18 protein-coding genes and 1 pseudogene are annotated in these 16,866 nt (G+C 55.5%); 8 read left to right on the top strand and 11 right to left on the bottom strand.

Going from position 1 to position 16,866, the window contains the following annotated elements; genetic code table 11:
- Positions 1-54: 54 nt before the first annotated feature.
- The 11 genes and pseudogenes from QK300_RS10350 to QK300_RS10400 form a co-directional block, all read right to left on the bottom strand.
- Complete coding sequence (locus QK300_RS10350) at positions 55-630, bottom strand: hypothetical protein (RefSeq protein WP_281301692.1); 576 nt, start codon at positions 628-630, stop codon at positions 55-57.
- Positions 631-636: 6 nt separating this feature from the next.
- Positions 637-969, bottom strand: coding sequence for a DUF5681 domain-containing protein (locus tag QK300_RS10355; protein ID WP_281301691.1), 333 nt, complete (start codon positions 967-969; stop codon positions 637-639).
- A 3-nt stretch (positions 970-972) separates the two neighbouring features.
- Positions 973-2,358, bottom strand: a complete 1,386-nt coding sequence (locus QK300_RS10360; protein WP_281301690.1) for a DNA methyltransferase — start codon at positions 2,356-2,358, stop codon at positions 973-975.
- Positions 2,359-3,367: 1,009 nt separating this feature from the next.
- A pseudogene (locus tag QK300_RS10365) lies at positions 3,368-3,813 on the bottom strand (IS5 family transposase); the annotation flags it as partial.
- A 245-nt stretch (positions 3,814-4,058) separates the two neighbouring features.
- The gene (locus QK300_RS10370) at positions 4,059-4,277 is read right to left on the bottom strand and encodes a hypothetical protein (RefSeq protein ID WP_281301689.1); all 219 of its coding nucleotides are present in this window, start codon (positions 4,275-4,277) and stop codon (positions 4,059-4,061) included.
- Between the two features lie 17 nt (positions 4,278-4,294).
- Positions 4,295-5,530, bottom strand: a complete 1,236-nt coding sequence (gene hemA, locus QK300_RS10375) for a 5-aminolevulinate synthase (RefSeq protein ID WP_348651875.1) — start codon at positions 5,528-5,530, stop codon at positions 4,295-4,297.
- 206 nt (positions 5,531-5,736) lie between these two features.
- A complete protein-coding gene (locus QK300_RS10380; protein WP_348651876.1) occupies positions 5,737-6,243 on the bottom strand; it encodes a winged helix DNA-binding protein in 507 nt (168 codons plus the stop codon).
- A gap of 116 nt (positions 6,244-6,359) precedes the next feature.
- The gene (gene mmsB / locus QK300_RS10385; protein WP_281301687.1) at positions 6,360-7,247 is read right to left on the bottom strand and encodes a 3-hydroxyisobutyrate dehydrogenase; all 888 of its coding nucleotides are present in this window, start codon (positions 7,245-7,247) and stop codon (positions 6,360-6,362) included.
- A 65-nt stretch (positions 7,248-7,312) separates the two neighbouring features.
- A complete protein-coding gene (locus QK300_RS10390) occupies positions 7,313-8,416 on the bottom strand; it encodes an enoyl-CoA hydratase/isomerase family protein (RefSeq protein ID WP_281301686.1) in 1,104 nt (367 codons plus the stop codon).
- A gap of 43 nt (positions 8,417-8,459) precedes the next feature.
- A complete protein-coding gene (locus tag QK300_RS10395; RefSeq protein WP_348651877.1) occupies positions 8,460-9,605 on the bottom strand; it encodes an acyl-CoA dehydrogenase family protein in 1,146 nt (381 codons plus the stop codon).
- Positions 9,606-9,749: 144 nt separating this feature from the next.
- Entirely contained in the window at positions 9,750-10,190 is a 441-nt protein-coding gene (locus tag QK300_RS10400) for a MucR family transcriptional regulator (RefSeq protein WP_281301684.1), read from the bottom strand.
- Between the two features lie 356 nt (positions 10,191-10,546).
- Between QK300_RS10400 and rpiB the strand changes: the two genes are divergently transcribed.
- The 8 genes from rpiB to nusB all read left to right on the top strand — a co-directional run bounded on the left by rpiB (position 10,547) and on the right by nusB (position 16,857).
- Positions 10,547-11,005 carry a ribose 5-phosphate isomerase B gene (rpiB, locus tag QK300_RS10405; RefSeq protein ID WP_281301683.1) on the top strand — a complete coding sequence of 153 codons (459 nt, stop codon included), beginning with the start codon at positions 10,547-10,549 and terminating at the stop codon, positions 11,003-11,005.
- A gap of 114 nt (positions 11,006-11,119) precedes the next feature.
- Positions 11,120-12,457, top strand: a complete 1,338-nt coding sequence (glyA, locus tag QK300_RS10410) for a serine hydroxymethyltransferase (RefSeq protein ID WP_281301682.1) — start codon at positions 11,120-11,122, stop codon at positions 12,455-12,457.
- A 92-nt stretch (positions 12,458-12,549) separates the two neighbouring features.
- On the top strand, positions 12,550-13,035 hold the full coding sequence (nrdR, locus tag QK300_RS10415) for a transcriptional regulator NrdR (RefSeq protein ID WP_281301681.1): 486 nt from the start codon (positions 12,550-12,552) through the stop codon (positions 13,033-13,035).
- Positions 13,032-14,045 carry a bifunctional diaminohydroxyphosphoribosylaminopyrimidine deaminase/5-amino-6-(5-phosphoribosylamino)uracil reductase RibD gene (gene ribD, locus QK300_RS10420; RefSeq protein ID WP_281301680.1) on the top strand — a complete coding sequence of 338 codons (1,014 nt, stop codon included), beginning with the start codon at positions 13,032-13,034 and terminating at the stop codon, positions 14,043-14,045. The genes nrdR and ribD overlap by 4 nt, the downstream gene beginning before the upstream one ends.
- 30 nt (positions 14,046-14,075) lie before the next feature.
- Positions 14,076-14,735, top strand: a complete 660-nt coding sequence (locus tag QK300_RS10425; RefSeq protein ID WP_281301679.1) for a riboflavin synthase — start codon at positions 14,076-14,078, stop codon at positions 14,733-14,735.
- 40 nt (positions 14,736-14,775) lie between these two features.
- Complete coding sequence (gene ribB / locus QK300_RS10430; RefSeq protein WP_281301678.1) at positions 14,776-15,897, top strand: 3,4-dihydroxy-2-butanone-4-phosphate synthase; 1,122 nt, start codon at positions 14,776-14,778, stop codon at positions 15,895-15,897.
- Between the two features lie 7 nt (positions 15,898-15,904).
- Complete coding sequence (ribH, locus tag QK300_RS10435) at positions 15,905-16,357, top strand: 6,7-dimethyl-8-ribityllumazine synthase (RefSeq protein WP_281301677.1); 453 nt, start codon at positions 15,905-15,907, stop codon at positions 16,355-16,357.
- Between the two features lie 2 nt (positions 16,358-16,359).
- Positions 16,360-16,857, top strand: a complete 498-nt coding sequence (nusB, locus tag QK300_RS10440) for a transcription antitermination factor NusB (protein WP_281301676.1) — start codon at positions 16,360-16,362, stop codon at positions 16,855-16,857.
- Positions 16,858-16,866: the final 9 nt, after the last annotated feature.

Genomic DNA, 16,866 nt, shown 5'->3' on the forward strand with positions numbered 1-16,866 from the left:
TTTTGCGATGACATCTGTGCTTCTCCTTGGTTCCATAGTTACCAAGCAAAGCGTCTATAAATCTAGGGGCATCTCATTTTCCTCCTTCAAGAGTTGGTTCGCGGCACCCATGATGCTGTCGCTGAGGACGCCAAGGAATGCATTCTTCTTGCGGCGTTCCTCGAGGACGGTCTGTGGATCAGGGGGCATGGACCTGAAGTCGAGCAAAAGCGCTGTGAAGCGTTTTGTGAATTTCTTTTCGGAAAGCCCGGACCAGTCCATGACAAAGTCGATTTGGTCGTTTTCACTGTATTGCATACTCGGCGGCAGGCTTTCGTTCACCTCTTGAGCCAGAAACAATAGCATTCCAACAGTATACTGCTCTTCTGTGGTCATCTCCGATATATTTTTATTATGGGATTTGGCGTAGCGAGCCAGAAATATGTCCCGGCAAAGGGCGCCCTTGCGAAATCGTGGCATCTCTTCCGGGCTTTCCGGCCCAAAAACGTAGGCCATGCTTTGGACGGAATCGAGCAAGATATCGTCGGGATGGGGGTAGAGGGCAGGCGGCTTTTCTCCCCGCTTTTTAGCCTCCGCAATGGCCGCTTCGCCTTTGCGTTTGAGCGCTTCGAGGCGAACATATCGCTCCACCTTGATTTACGTATATTGGATCTCCTTGCGTTCAAGGATATCCAGAAATTGAACTTGTGCGAGCCGGTTGCCTTTGGCCGCGTTGACCATAAGTGCGCGTATGACCGCCTGGACCGCTGGCAATTGGATCGTCTTGCCGTTTTCACGTAATTGTACAGGGCGATAAGCTTCTTCCTCGAGAAAGCTGTCGAACAGATGATCAGTCAGTCTCGGCGGTTGCGGTTTGGGTTTGGGCGGCCGACCCTGGGGGTTTCCGGACTGGCCTTTTTTGAAGCGGCTGGCCTTTGGCGGCTGGCCGTATCCCACCTTGTCGCTATCGGGTTTCTTGGGCTGTGTCATTGCTCAGGCCTTCTGACTGTCTGGGATCGATGAGTTATTTGCAGATGCTGGCTCTTTCCGGTGATCCGTTGCGGCCTCCTCATATGTTTTGCGGCGCTCGGCCACGTCCTCGAAAGTCTCACCACTTTCAAGCAGAACGGCCTGTTTGCCGGTGACGGCTTCAAACCGGCGAAGGATGGTGTCGCAGTAATGGGGGTCATATTCGATGAGACGGGCACGTCTCCCCGTCTTTTCCGCGGCAATGAGTGTGGTGCCGGAGCCGCCAAAGGCGTCGAGGACGATGTCCCCGCGCTTCGAGCAGTCCCTGATGGCATCGGCGACCAGAGCCACCGGCTTGACGGTGGGGTGCATGGCGAGTTCCTCGCTTCTTTTGGCCGACAAGCTGCTGATGCCGGGATAGTTCCAGACATTGGTGCGATAGCGCCCCGTATCGCCGAGGCCGAATGTATTGATATGGGGCGCGGTTCCCAGCTTGAAGACGAATACCAACTCGTGCTTGGAGCGATAGAAACTGCCCATGCCGCCATTGGTCTTGTTCCAGACGCAGAGGTTCTTGAACTCCGTGAAAGCCGACTTGCCGGCAGCCAAAAGCTCGCCCATATGCCGCCAGTCCATGCATACAAAAGCGATGGCACCGTCCCGACAGACGGCGGCCATCTGGCCCAGGGTTTCGGCAAGGAAAGCGGTAAAGGCATCATCGGACATCTCGCCCACGCCCATAGCAAAGTTCGCATGACGAATGCGACCCAGGCCACAGACATGGCCGTCGATGGGGACATTATAGGGCGGATCGGTGAATATCAGATCCACGGACGCACCATCGAGCAAGGTCGCATAGTCCGCAGCCTTGCGTGCGTCACCGCATATCAACCGGTGACGACCCAACTGCCAAAGATCGCCGGTGCGGCTTGCGGCCGTTCCGGAAATCGCTGGGATTCGGTCCTCCGGCGCATCATCCATGTCCGGCGCCCGTTCGCGGGCCTCGTCAAGGACGAGGTCGATCTCCGAGAGGGAAAAGCCTGTGATCTCCACATCGAAGTCGAGATCGATCAGGCCCTGAAGCTCGAGCGCAAGCAGGTCCTGATCCCAGCCGGCATTCAAGGCGAGCTTGTTGTCGGCCAGCACATAGGCGCGTCGTTCCGTCGCCGAGAGATGGGAAAGCGCCACCGTGGGCACGGTCTTCATATCCAGCAGCTTCGCCGCCTCAACCCGGCCATGGCCGGCAATGATCTCGCCATCGTCACTCACCAGTACCGGATTGGTAAATCCGAACTTCTCAATACTGTCGGCGATCTGGCGGATTTGCTTTTTGGAATGACGCCGGGCGTTTCGGGGATAGGGCCGTAATGTTCGCACGGGATGGTCCGTGATCTGGTAGGTAGAGATCATGATGTCCTCGCTTCAAATGAAAGAAACGCGAATATTTTTCGGCAAGGAAATTCATGAATGCAATGACATATTTTTTAGCAAATGATCGTAATTTGTGAATATTGTGGGGAAATATTTAACGCGTCGTTTAAAAGGACTTTAAAAGGCGTTTAAACGGCTTTAAAAAAATCTAGCCGGTTTCGAGCAGACAAAAAAAGTGAAAAAATTTTGCTCGCCGCGAGGCTTTCCGGGCCGTTTTTCTGTTTTATGAGCGTAATTTTTGCCCGAATTGCTCCGAACGATTCGACTGCCCCGGCGCATCCAGGATCACTTGACCCTACCGCGGGGGCGTCTATGGTTACCGCAATGGCGGGTAGGGTGCGTGGCTGTTCTCCTTGCCATTGCTACCGGATCATCGATCAGCCTTGCCATTTCCATCCCGGATTACCGGCATTGGCCCCGCACGCAGCCCCAACGACCGGAAACGCGTCCCGCTTTGTCAGGAATTTGTCCCACTTCGATATCATTTGTCCCACTTTCGTCTCGCCTCAGGCGCAAATATCCCACTTCTATATCGAAAGGGCGTAGCTTGGATCGGCAGGCAGGCATGGGCGAGGGCTGGCAGAGGCGAGGGCAATAGCGACACAGATTTAATGCTTTTTAGACGACCCGCCGCCAAGGCACCAGGGCAACCAGCTTGCACGGGCCCGTGCCATGGGCGCTTTCTGCATTCTTATCCCACTTGCGTCGGATCGCTCTTTCGCTCTGCGTATTCCCTGTTTTATGGTGGAACCAGAACATATATTCCCTGTTTAGGAACATAAGAAATCAACCCCTAAACCACTGAGATATATCTTTAAGTCTTGGAAAAAATCCGATCTTGAGCCGAAAAGAACAAAAAAACCCTGTTTCTAACCAAAACAGGGAAATGATCCCGGCTTTGGGGCGAGACGGGTTCGCAGCAGACTTCCCGCTCCGCCAATTTACGCTATAATACAATGGGTTATAATAAATAGCAGGCGCTAACCCAATGCGCCTGTCCCGGCGTCAGGCACAATTTGACCGGCAGGCCCTCGGCATCCACAAGAGCATGGATCTTGGTGGTCAGGCCGCCTCGGGAACGGCCCATGCAACCATCGACAGAGCCCCCTTTTTTCCGCTGGCTCCATGTTGATGGACGCGGACGCAAGAGCTATCGATCATCACGATATCGCCATCATAAGCCTTGCTGATGGCAGCCAGAAGGCGATCCCAGACCCCGGCCTTGCGCCATCGGACAAACCGGTTATAGCAGGTGGTATAGGGACCATATCGCTCGGGAATATCAGCCCATGGCGAGCCCGTTCGAAAGCGTTACAGGATGCCGTTCAGAACCCGCCGGTCATCAACACGCGGCACACCGCGCGGCTTGTTCGGCAGCAGGGGTTCGATGATCGACCATTCAAAGTCAGTCAGTTCATATCGGCGACGGCTCATCCATATCTCCCTTCAGGAAAATATGAATCATAAACGCGACGCTTTGGGAATTCCGTTTATGAGTTTACGGCTTAGGAATGCGCCTCATCTTTCAAGGCCATGCTCTGGACCATCACCAGCCATATCAAGATCGTGGAGGCGCGCATCCAAGCTCTTTTGGCATAGCGAAGGTTTGGGCTTGGGGGCCTGGCTGACGAATAAAGTGGGGGGAATGAAGAAAGCCCCGCTTCGTGATCTTGGATGGCTTAGACAAGGATGCCGGGGCGGTCATCGTCCTGATCATTTCTAGCCTTGTTCATCACATAAAGCAGCTTTTGCACGGCGAGTTTTGAGAGCGCATCGCGGCTCATTTTGGGATCGCCAACGATGCTGGCTTCCGTGCCGCTTTCAGGATCAACGGCGGTGACCTTCAAGGCTTTGCCCGATGAGATAAATTCAATCAGATAGGACTCAGATTTTCCCATCGGGATTTTCCAAAAAATCAGGCAGCGCGTCGCAGCTTCAAACGCTCCCATATGCTGCCAAGGGCCGAGACCAGATCATCCATCATGGCTTCACTATGCATGGGGCCGGGGGTGAGCCGCAAGCGTTCCGTGCCCCGGGGAACCGTGGGATAGTTGATCGGCTGCACATAAATGGCAAATTCATCCAGCAGATCATCGGTGACATGTTTGGTCATCACCGGATCGCCCACCATCAAAGGTACGATATGGCTTTCCGATGGCATCACCGGCAAACCCGCATCCGCCAGCTTTTGCTTTAACAGAGCGGCCTGCTTTTGATGCTGCTGACGCTCGATCCCGCTGTTTTTCAGGTGCCTGACACTTGCCAAAGCGCCCGCCGCCAGAACCGGGGCAAGGGCCGTGGTGAAAATGAAGCCTGAAGCATAAGACCGCACCACATCCACCAAAGCCTGGCTGGCTGCGATATAGCCGCCCATCACGCCAAAAGCCTTGCCCAGCGTGCCTTCGATCACATCCAGACGATGCATCACCCCATCGCGATCGGCAATCCCGCCGCCACGGGGGCCATAAAGCCCTACGGCATGAACCTCGTCCAGATAGGTCATGGCACCATATTTTTGGGCCAGATCGCAAATGGCCCCAATGGGCGCAATATCGCCATCCATGGAATAAACGGATTCAAAGGCCACCAGCTTGGGCCGGGCCGGATCGGCTGCGGCCAGCAGATCTTCAAGATGTTCCAGATCATTATGGCGAAAGATGTGTTTTTCCGCACCGGATTGGCGAACACCCTGGATCATCGACGCATGGTTGAATTGATCGGAAAAAACGATGCAGCCGGGCAAAAGCCGGGCAAGAGTAGACAGCGTCGCTTCATTGGAAATATAGCCCGATGTAAAGAGCAGGGCAGCCTCTTTGCCATGGAGATCGGCCAGTTCCTGTTCCAGCATCACATGATAATGATTGGTGCCCGCGATATTGCGGGTGCCCCCGGCACCGGCTCCGCAATGATCCAGAGCTTCGTGCATTGCCCTGATCACCGTTTCATGCTGGCCCATGCCCAGATAATCATTGGAACACCACACCGTAACCGGGCGGGCATTATCGCCAAGCGGCTGGCCATCATCGCCGGTGCCAAAGCGATCAGCGCGGGGAAATTCGCCGCGACGACGGACGATATCGGCAAAAACACGATAGCGGCCTTCTGCCTTCACGGCAGAAATCGCATCCGAGAATATCCGCTCATAATCCATATTCTTGCCCGCTTCGTCGGCTGCTTTATTGGCGGCATGTTTAAGGCTGGCCAGCGTTTGTGCAGAGGCCATGCTATGGCCCACCACGCAGCTTATCGACCAACCCAAACACGATCTGCTATCATATAATCATAAAGCAATGAAGGGAAACAAGGGCGCAAACCACCCTCGGATCAATTGTCGCAGCCAAGCCTTTGATGATGGGCTCAAATGGCAAAGCGCAGGCGATCGCTCCAGAAGCGCTCCAGATTGCGAAGATTGCGGCGCAGTGCGATCATTTCATCGGAATTGATCAGCCCATCCTGCAGCAGTTCATCGAGCTGTTCCAGATACATGGAATCGATCAGCTTGCGGATTTTATAGCCGCGATCGGTAAGTGAAATGCGCACGGCCCGGCGATCATGTTCGGCGCGCTGATGATCGATATAGCCCATCTCGACCAGTTTCTTAAGATTATAAGACACATTGGAGCCCTGATAATAGCCCCGGCTTTTCAATTCACCGGCGGTCATTTCATGCTCGCCGATATTATAAACCAAAAGCGCCTGCACCGGATTGAGATCGGAACAGCCTTCGCGATCAAGATGATCTTTCAGCACATCGAGCAGCCGCCTGTGCAAGCGCTCGACCAATGCCAAACAATCGAGGAAAAGGGCCTTTGTCTGGGCTTCGGGTGTTTCGTCGCCGATCAATCCCGCCGTGCCCGGCTGCATGGTCATGCCGTCTGTCTCCTGAGAATCCAAAGTTTCCAGCAAAATTTAGGAGTAAAACTACAAAAAAGACTTAATCCTTATGGTGCTTTTGCTGGAAATTTAGCGATATTTTTATTCTATTTCTCTTTTTCAATCATGGGAAAGATGGTTGAAAAGTCACGTCCGCCTTGCCCATCTGCCGAGAGTTTAGAATAAATATCGAAGGCATGAATACCCAGTTTTGCATCAGTTGCCGTCGCTTCGATGGCTTCTTTAGCAAGTTTTAAATCTTTGAGCATCATATCCACGGCAAAGCCCGGCTGATAATCGCGATTGGCGGGCGAAGAGGGAACAGGGCCGGGAACCGGGCAATAGCTGCTTAAAGACCAGCACTGCCCCGATGATGTATTGGCGATATCGAAAAATTTCTGATCCGGCAGCCCCAGCCTGCGGGCAAGGGAAAAGGCTTCGGACACGCCGATCATGGAAATGGCCAGCAGCATATTATTGCATAATTTGGCCGCCTGCCCATTGCCGGGATCGCCCGCATGGATGATTTTGGCCCCCATGATCGATAAATAGGGCTGGGCGGCATCAAAAGCCGTTTCATTACCCCCCACCATGAAGGTAAGGGTGCCCGCCTGCGCCCCGGCCACACCGCCTGAAACCGGGGCATCGATCATTTTAAGCCCGGCTTTGGTGGCGTTTTCAGAGACCGCGCGCGCGGTTTCAACATCGATGGTCGAGCTATCGATCAGCAGCGTATCGGGGGCCGCATGGGCAATCAGCCCCTTATCGCCCAGATAAACTTCGCGGACATGCTTGCCCGCTGGCAGCATGGTGATGATCACCGGGCAGGTGGCGATCATGGCGAGATCGGCTGCCGCCTTGCCGCCCGCATCCACGAGGGCTTTGGTCTGGCTGGGGCTGAGATCGAGCCCCAGAACCTCATGCCCCGCTTTTACCAGATTGAGCGCCATCGGCAGGCCCATATTCCCAAGCCCGATGAATCCGATTTGTGTCATTGTTCACTCCCCATAAGCAGTTAGGCCATAAGCAGTTAGGCCATAAGCGGTCAGGCTTTTATTGATCAGGATAAGATCAGTTCGCGCGGACCCAGATCAGCAAAATGAGCCTCGATCCCCTTTGGATCGATGTCTGCAAGACGGGCGGGCGACCAGCGCGGCTTGTGATCTTTTTCGATGAGAAGGGCGCGCACGCCTTCAAAAAAATCGTCATCCATGGATAGAATGCGATTGACGATGCGATATTCCATGCGCAGGCACTCATCAAGGCTGAGATCCTTGCCTTGATGATAGGCCTTGAAGCTCAGCTCCAGCGAGGTGGGCGATTTTTTGAGCAGATCGGCATAGATCCCCTGCGCCCATTGGGATTGATCCTGCTCCAAAGAATCGATGATCGCGCCCACGCTGGAGAGGCTGAAATGGCGGGCAATCTGGGCATGGCGGCCGGAAAGGGGGGCGGGTTCCTGTGGAGTAATCGCCAGATCATCAAGGGCCACACCGGTTTCCGCCAGGCCCAAAGGCCCTTTGGATTCCACCAGCCGGGCCTTCAGATCGATCAGCCGTTCATGGGGAATGATATGGGTCACAAGCCCCAGATGCAGGCAATCGTCCGCTTTCAGGCGATGCCCGCCAAGGGCCAGATAAAGCCCGGTGAAATCAGGCAGGCGCGGCAGAAAAAAGGAACCACCCACATCGGGGATCAGCCCCAGCCCGGTTTCGGGCATGGCAAATAGCGTGCGATCTGTTGCCACACGATAGGCCCCATGCACCGAAATTCCCACGCCGCCACCCATGGTGATGCCATCGAGAAAAGAGATGATCGGTTTCTGGAAATGGCCGATAGCACTGTTCATCTGATATTCGTCATGGAAAAAGCGCCAGCTTTCGCTATCCGCCTCCGCCTCAGACAAGCCCTTGCGTTCGGCCTGAGCAGCCCGGGCCACCTGCACCACATCGCCGCCCGCGCAAAAGGCCTTTTCGCCTTCGCCCTCGATGATCACCGCATCAATGGCGGGATCATTGGCCCACAGATCAAGCTGATGCCTGATCATCACGCACATATCGCGGGTAAGGGCATTGAGGGCGCGGGGCCGATTGAGCAGGATGAAGCCAATCCGACCGGCTTTTGAAAAGACGACATCGAGGCTTTCTGGAGGGGTTGAATTCACGCTATGTCCTCATGATTACAGAGATAAAAGAAGTGGCTGGCGATCAGCCGAGCAATTTGCGGGCAATGATCACCCGCATGATCTCATTGGTGCCTTCCAAAATCTGATGGACCCGCAGATCGCGCAAGACCCGTTCAATGGGATAATCCATCAGATAGCCATAGCCCCCATGCAATTGCAGGGCATCATTGGCGATGCGGGTGCCGGTATCGGTGGCCAGCCGCTTTGCCATGGCCGCATATTGGGTGGCATCATGGGCTTTATCCGTCACCTTTTGGGCCGCAGCATAAAGCAAAAGGCGGGCGGCTTCCAGATCGGTGGCCATATCCGCTAGCTTGAAGCCGGTGGCCTGAAATTCGGCAATGGGCCGACCGAACTGATGGCGTTCCTTTACATAATCAAGGCTTTTATCGAGGGCGAATTGCGCCCCGCCCAAGGAACAGGCGCCGATATTGAGGCGGCCGCCATCCAGCCCTTGCATAGCGATTTTAAAGCCATCGCCCTCGGCCCCGATGCGATTGGAAACAGGCACCGCGCAATCATCGAAATTGACCGTGGCTGTTGGTTGGGAATGCCAGCCCAGCTTCCGTTCCTGCGCCCCAAAGCTCAAACCCTTTGTGCCCTTTTCCACGATGAGGCACGAAATGCCGCCGGGCCCCGGATCGCCGGTGCGCACCATCACCACATACACATCCGAACCCGCATCGCCCGCACCAGAGATGAAGGCTTTCGCGCCATTGAGGATATAGTGATCGCCCTGGCGCAGGGCGCGGGTTTTGAGCGCCGCCGCATCCGAACCGGACGAGGCTTCGGTGAGGCAGTAGCTCGCGAATTTTTTCATGCTTGAAAGATCGCCCGTCCAGCGTGCGCGCTGATCTTCGGTGCCAAAGCGGGCGATCATCCAGTTGGCCATATTGTGGATCGAGAGATAAGCTGCCGTTGAAGGACAGCCATAAGCAAGTTGCTCAATGATGAGGGCGGCTTCCACCCGGCCCAAACCGACGCCGCCATGGGCTTCATCAACATAAATAGCGGCAAAACCAAGCTCGGCTGCCTGACGCAGGGCATCGGTGGGGAAAATTTTCTCTTCATCCCAGCGGGCGGCGAAGGGCAGCAGAGTGTGCAGGGCAAATTGCCGGGCGGTTTCTTTGATAAGGTCTTGTTCTTCGCTCAGCTTGAAATCCACGATACACCTCTGATCCGGCAAAAAGCCATATGATCAGTGGACCATAGCCAACCGAACGCCGAGGTCAATCCCGGCTCATGCTTAAAGCACGGCATGGAATGATCTGGGGGTGATTTGGGTAATGATGCGCAATTTTGCGCCCCGATTTCAGACTTTTTTGCGCCCGCCGCCCCGGCCACCCAGCCCCAGACCGATATCTTTGGCGAATTGCGAACGCCTTTTGGCATAGTTGGGGGCCACCATGGGATATTCCGGCGGCAAATTCCATTTCGCCCGATAGTCTTCGGGGGTCATGTCGTATTTTGATCTGAGATACCGCTTGAGCATTTTGAGTTGTTTGCCATCTTCCAGACAAATGATGAAATCATCGGTCACGGATTTTTTGATGGGAACAGCCGGCTTCAAACTATCCGCGACCATATGGCCGCTATCCTGGCCTAAATTGATCAGGCTTTGATGCACGGTTTTAATGACATCGGGAATTTGCGAAGCGGGCAAAGGATTATGGGCTACATAGGCTGTGACGATATCCGCAACCATTTGCATTGCGGCTTCTTGTGACAAGCCATTATTTTTTTTGTCGTCCATGGTCTGTTTCCGCATATTGTACAATAATAGCTGATTACATGGCAGCAAATTTTATAATAATCAAGATTAATTCTATTTTTACATTAATATTGATGAATTAAGGGAATTTAACTATGATGAAATGGAGAAAATCTTCCTGTCTGACTGAAGTTTATCAGATTAACTATTTAGAATCATCAGCTTTGATGGGTTGATCTTTCTTGCCGGCGGTTTTGTTTATAAACTGCCATGATGGCCTGATGAATTTTCCAGGGCTGCCGTCTTGGCGGCTGCGATCCGCCTGTGCTATGAGGCATCATGCTGGCGGACTCACGCCTGCGCGGCTTCCATTCAATCTTTCCTTCAGGATAATGCTCATGGCCGAGACGATTATTGCTCTAGCCGCCGATCATGCCGGTTTTGATCTCAAGCAGCTTTTGGCCGCGCATCTGCGGGATAAGGGCTTTAAAATCGAGGATCTGGGAACCTTTGATGGGGCATCGGTGGATTATCCCGATTTTGGCTATGCACTGGCGCAGGCCATTGTTGAGGGTCGGGCGATCAAGGGCGTGGCGGTGTGTGGCACAGGGATCGGCATTTCGATTGCCGCCAATCGCCATCCCGGGGTGCGCGCGGCTTTGTGTCATGAGCCCTTGTCAGCCAGGCTCGCCCGGCAGCATAATGATGCCAATATTCTAGCTTTGGGTGCGCGTTTGATCGGACCTGCGATGGCCAGCGAAATTCTCGATGTCTTTTTGGAAACAGCTTTTGAAGGCGGGCGGCATCAGCAAAGGGTCGATAAGCTGGGTGCCCCCCACAAAGGATCGACAGATTGATTGTTGATGCCCGCGTCTTTGATCATGGCGATCCAATGTACTTTTTGACCGGCTGAAGGATCAGCCCGGTTCCCATCTTTATCCTGATTTTCGGCGAATAAGGAATTGTTTATCATGTCATCCGCCCCGAAAGAGACTGCAAGCCCCGCTGCTGACCGCCGCCCTGATGCCCCGGCGCAAAACGGTTTTTTCACCACCCCTTTGGCGCAGGCCGATCCGGCCATTGCCCGAGCCATTGAAAAAGAATTGGCGCGCCAGCAAAGCCAGATCGAGTTGATCGCTTCTGAAAACATCACAAGCCTTGCGGTTTTGGAAGCGCAAGGCTCGGTGCTGACCAATAAATATGCCGAAGGCTATCCCGGAAAGCGCTATTATCAGGGCTGCGAATTTGTCGATATTGCGGAATCTTTGGCGATCGAGCGGGCCTGTCAGCTTTTTAATTGCAGCTTTGCCAATGTGCAGCCCCATTCCGGGGCGCAGGCCAATAGTGCGGTGATGCTGGCTTTGGTCAAGCCCGGTGAAACGATTTTGGGCATGTCCCTTGATGCCGGTGGCCATCTTACCCATGGGGCAAAGCCCAGCCTTTCGGGCAAATGGTTTCATGCCGTGCAATATGGGGTGCGGCGCGCCGATGGGCTGATCGATTATGATGAGGTGGAAAGCCTTGCCAAAGAACATCAGCCAAAGCTGATCATTGCCGGGGGATCGGCCTATTCCCGACAGATCGATTTTGCCCGTTTCCGCACTATTGCCGATAGCGTGGGGGCTTTTCTGATGGTGGATATGGCCCATTTTGCCGGTTTGGTGGCGGGTGGGGTGCATCCCAGCCCCTTGCCCCATGCCCATGTGGTCACCACCACCACCCATAAAACCCTGCGGGGTCCGCGCGGCGGCATGATCCTGTCGCAGGATGCCGAACTGGGGAAAAAGATCAATTCGGCGGTTTTCCCGGGTTTGCAGGGCGGGCCTTTGATGCATGTGATCGCGGCCAAGGCGGTGGCCTTTGGCGAGGCTTTGCAGCCCGGCTTCAAGCGCTATGCAAAGGCGGTGATCGATAATGCCCGGGCTTTGGGGGCAAAGCTGCAAGATGCCGGTTTCGATCTGGTGGCAGGCGGCACGGATACGCATCTGGTGCTGGTGGATTTGCGGCCCAAAGGATTGACCGGCAAGGCCGCCGATGAATCCCTTGAGCGCTGCGGGATCACCTGCAACAAGAATGGCGTGCCCTTTGATCCTGAAAAGCCGTTCATCACTTCGGGCATTCGTTTGGGCTCGCCAGCCTGCACCACAAGGGGATTTTCCACCGCCGAATTTGAAACGGTGGGAGATTGGATTTCAGAAGTGCTTGATGGGCTGGCCAAAAAGGCTGATGACAATCAGGCTTTGGAAACAGATATTCGCCAAAGAGTGCGGGATTTATGTGATCGCTTTCCCATTTATCCGGGGCTTTAGGGTCGCCGGTCGAAAGACTATGGGCCAAGCCTGATCCCAAAGCCGCTCATTTAAGGCTTGAGGGAGACCGGTCTTGAAACGAGAGGGGTGAGATGCGCTGTCCATTTTGTGGGAATGAGGATACGCAGGTCAAGGATTCGCGCCCGACCGATGATCGCTCGGCGATCCGGCGCCGCCGCTTTTGCCCGGGATGCGGGGCGCGGTTTACCACCTTTGAACGGGTGCAATTGCGCGAATTGGTGGTTTTAAAGCGCAATGGCCGAAGGGTACCTTTCGAGCGGGATAAATTGCAAAGATCCATCGATATTGCCATGCGCAAGCGCCCGGTAGAGCCGGAACGGGTGGAACGCATGGTCAATGGTTTGGTCCGCCGCCTTGAATCTCAGGGCGATAATGAGGTGAAGGCCGATTATATCGGGCAATTGGTGATGGATGCGCTCTCGAGCCTCGATCAGGTGGCTTATGTGCGCTATGCCTCGGTTTATCGCAATTTCCGCGAGGCTCAGGATTTCGAGAATTTTCTCTCCACCATGCAAGGGGATGAGGGATTGGAGCGTGATGAGGGCCGGGATGAATGAGCGATGACACGCCTTTCATGGATATGGCTTTGCGGCTGGGGCGGCGGGGTTTGGGCCGGGTTGCCCCTAATCCGGCGGTGGGCTGTGTGCTGGTTAAGGAAGGCAGAATTATCGGCCGGGGGTGGACTCAGCCCGGCGGCCGTCCTCATGCTGAAACTCAGGCCCTGCAATCGGCGATAGAGCCAGTGGCGGGGGCCACGGCTTATGTCAGCCTTGAGCCCTGCGCCCATCAGGGGGCAACGCCATCCTGCGCTACGGCCCTGATCGAAGCCGGGATTGCGCGCGTGGTGGTGGCCATGGAAGATCCCGATCCGCGCACGGCGGGGCAGGGGGTGGCGCGGATGCGTGCGGCAGGGCTGCAGGTGGATTTGGGGCTTTTGGCTGAACAGGCGCGGCGCGATCATCAAGGTTTTATGCTCAGGCTGACCCGGAACAGGCCTTTGGTCTGTGGCAAGATTGCGCAATCCGCCGATGGTCGCATTGCCAGCACCACAGGCCATAGCCAATGGATCACCGGCCCTTTGGCCCGCGCCCATGGCCATGCCCTGCGCGCGGATCATGATGCCATATTGATTGGCGGCGGCACATGGCGCGCTGATCATCCCCGGCTGGATTGTCGGCTGCCGGGCTTAGCTGATCGCAGCCCGCAAAAGGTGCTGTTGTCGCATGGGGTTCCTGAAGACCAGCCCGATGGCTGGTGGACATCGGCCCGGCTTCTGGCCGATCAGCAGCCCCCTTATGATCTGGATGATCTGCTCGGTGTTTTGGCCCGGCGCGGCATCACCCGCCTTTTGGTGGAGGGCGGGGCGGCCACCATCGCCGCATTTGTGCGGGCGGGGCTGATGGATCGCCTTTATCTTTACACTGCGCCCAAGCTGATTGGCGAGGATGGCCGGGCATCGGTCGGGGCTTTGGGGGTGCGGGATGTGATGGCCGATGCCCCCTATTTGAAGGTGATTGAAACACGCACCCTTGGCGAAGACGCTCTGGCAGTTTATGAACGCGGCTGAAGAGGCAGAGCGGGCTTTGAAGGAGCGACCATGTTTACGGGCATCATCACCGATATCGGGCATGTGCAAACCCTGATGCGCGGCGGAAAGCCGATCGAGGCCGCGAGCCCCGGACAGGGGGAAAGCGACACGCGGATCATTCTGGAGACCAGCTATGATCCGAAAAGCATCGATCTGGGGGCCTCTATCGCCTGTGCGGGGGTGTGCCTGACGGTGGTGGATAAAGGCGCTGCTGATAAAGATCAGGCGGGTGGCTGGTTTGCCGTGGATGTGAGCGATGAAACCCTGCGCTGCACGAATTTAGGGGATTGGCGCCCTGGCACCCCCGTTAATCTGGAACGATCCCTGCGCGTGGGCGATGAAATGGGCGGGCATATCGTTTCGGGCCATGTGGATGGCGTGGGGGTGATTCTTGAAATTATCGAGCGGGCAGGCTCGCGGGAATTTGTCATCGGCCTTCCCGATGATCTGGCCCCTTATGTGGCCCGCAAGGGATCGCTGGCGATCAATGGCACCTCGCTGACGGTGAATGCCGTGGGTGATCTGCCCGATGCCACGGCCTCGGTCAATCTCATCCCCCATAGCCTTGAGGAAACCACCTTTGGCAAGGCGGTGCAGGGGGATCGGGTTAATCTTGAAATCGATCTGCTTGCCCGTTATCTGGCGCGGTTGATGGAACAGCGCGCATAAAGACCTGATAGAACCGCCTTCACAGAAAGAAAGGCCCGACATGACTGAAGCTTTTTTGTCGCGCATCGAAGATGTGATCGAAGATGCGCGCAATGGCCGCATGTTCATCCTTGTCGATGATGAAGACCGCGAAAATGAAGGGGATCTGGTGATCCCCGCCCAGATGGCAACGCCCGAAGCGATCAATTTCATGGCGAAATTCGGTCGGGGGCTGATCTGTCTCACCCTCACCCGGAAGCGGGCAGAGACTTTGGGCCTGTCTTTGATGAGCCAGGATAATGCCAGCCGCCATCAAACCGCCTTCACCGTTTCCATCGAAGCCCGCGAAGGGGTGACCACGGGCATTTCCGCCGCTGATCGGGCGCGGACCATTCAGGTGGCCATCGATCATGGGAAAAGCCGCGATGATCTGGCAACGCCGGGCCATGTTTTTCCTTTGGTGGCGCGTGATGGCGGGGTTCTGGTGCGGGCAGGCCATACCGAAGCATCGGTGGATATTTCCCGCCTTGCGGGCCTGAATTCTTCAGCGGTGATCTGCGAAATCATGAACGAAGACGGCACCATGGCCCGCTTGCCCGATCTCATTCCCTTTGCCCAAAAGCATGGTTTGAAGGTGGCCACCATTCGCGATCTGATCGCCTATCGGCTGAAGAACGATAGCCTGGTGAAAGCGGTTGATGAAACCATCATGAACAGCCTTTATGGCGGTGAATGGACCCTCTTTGCTTATATGAATACCGCCGAATATGCCGAACATATGGTGCTGGTGAAGGGCGATCTGCGCGGTGATGATCCGGTTCTGGTGCGGATGCATGCGATCAGCCTGTTTGATGATATTCTGGCAGAAAATAATGGCCGCGCCGGGCAACTGCATCAATCGATGCGGGTGATTGGGGATGCCGGGCGGGGGGTGGTGGTGATCATCCGCGATACCCGCCCTGATCGGCTGACGCAGGAATTGAAAATGCGCCATATCCCTGCACGAAAACAGGATAAGGAAAGCACGGCGGCCCTGCGTGATTATGGGATCGGTGCCCAGATTCTGCTTGATCTGGGTGTCAGGAATTTGATTTTGCTGTCAAATACAAAACATAATATCGTTGGGCTTGAGGGCTATGGCCTTAATATCGTAGAACAACGCACCATTCCCACCGACGATTGATCATAACATGACCCCATCCCAGACGATTTTGATTGTAGAGGCCCGCTTCTACGAAGACCTGGCCGATGAACTTTATGCCGGAGCCGAGGCGTTTCTGACCGCCAGTGGCTTTAAGGTGGACCGCTTGAGCGTGCCCGGAGCCTTTGAAATTCCGGCGGCTATTGCCATGGCGGCCAAAGCCGGGCGGGCGGGCCATTGCGAGGAATTTGCTGGCTATGTTGCCTTGGGCGTGGTTATTCGCGGTGAAACCAGCCATTATGATTATGTTTGCGGCGAAAGCGCGCGGGGCCTGCAGGATCTGGCGGTGCAATATCAACTGGCCATCGGCTATGGCATCCTGACCACCGAAAATGGCGAACAGGCCTGGGCGCGGGCAGATCGCAAGCGGGGGAACAAGGGCCGGGCGGCAGCAAAAGCCTGTGTGGATATGATCAGCATCAAACAGCGCTTTGGAGTATAATCATGCCGCAAAAGCAGGCACCCTCGCCCGCGCGTTCGCGCAAAAACAAAAAACCCACCGGCGGTGCCCGGGCGGCGGCCCGCTTGGGGGCTGTGCAGGCCCTTTATCAGCTTGAACAAAACAGCGATGCCGATCCCCGCCATGTGGTGACCGAATTTCGCGCTTTTCGTTTGGGGCGTGAAATCGAAGGGGATCAATATGCCCCGGCGGATCAGGATTTATTTGCCGATATCGTTTTGGGGACCATCGAACGGGTGCATGAGATCGATGAAAAACTAAAGCAGGTTCTGGCCGCCAATTGGCCCCTTGATCGGCTGGAATCGGTTTTGCGCGCCATTTTGCGGGCGGCAAGCTATGAACTGATGGCCCGGCCCGATGTGCCCACGGCGGTGGTGATCAATGAATATATGGATGTGGCCCATGCCTTTTTCGATGGCGCGGAGCCGGCTTTTGCCAATGGTGTGATTGATCGACTGGCGCGCGAAATCCGCACGGCTTAGGCGGATGGG

The sequence above is a fragment of the Iodidimonas sp. MBR-22 genome (assembly GCF_029946565.1).
Lineage (GTDB): Bacteria > Pseudomonadota > Alphaproteobacteria > Sphingomonadales > Rhodothalassiaceae > Iodidimonas > Iodidimonas nitroreducens.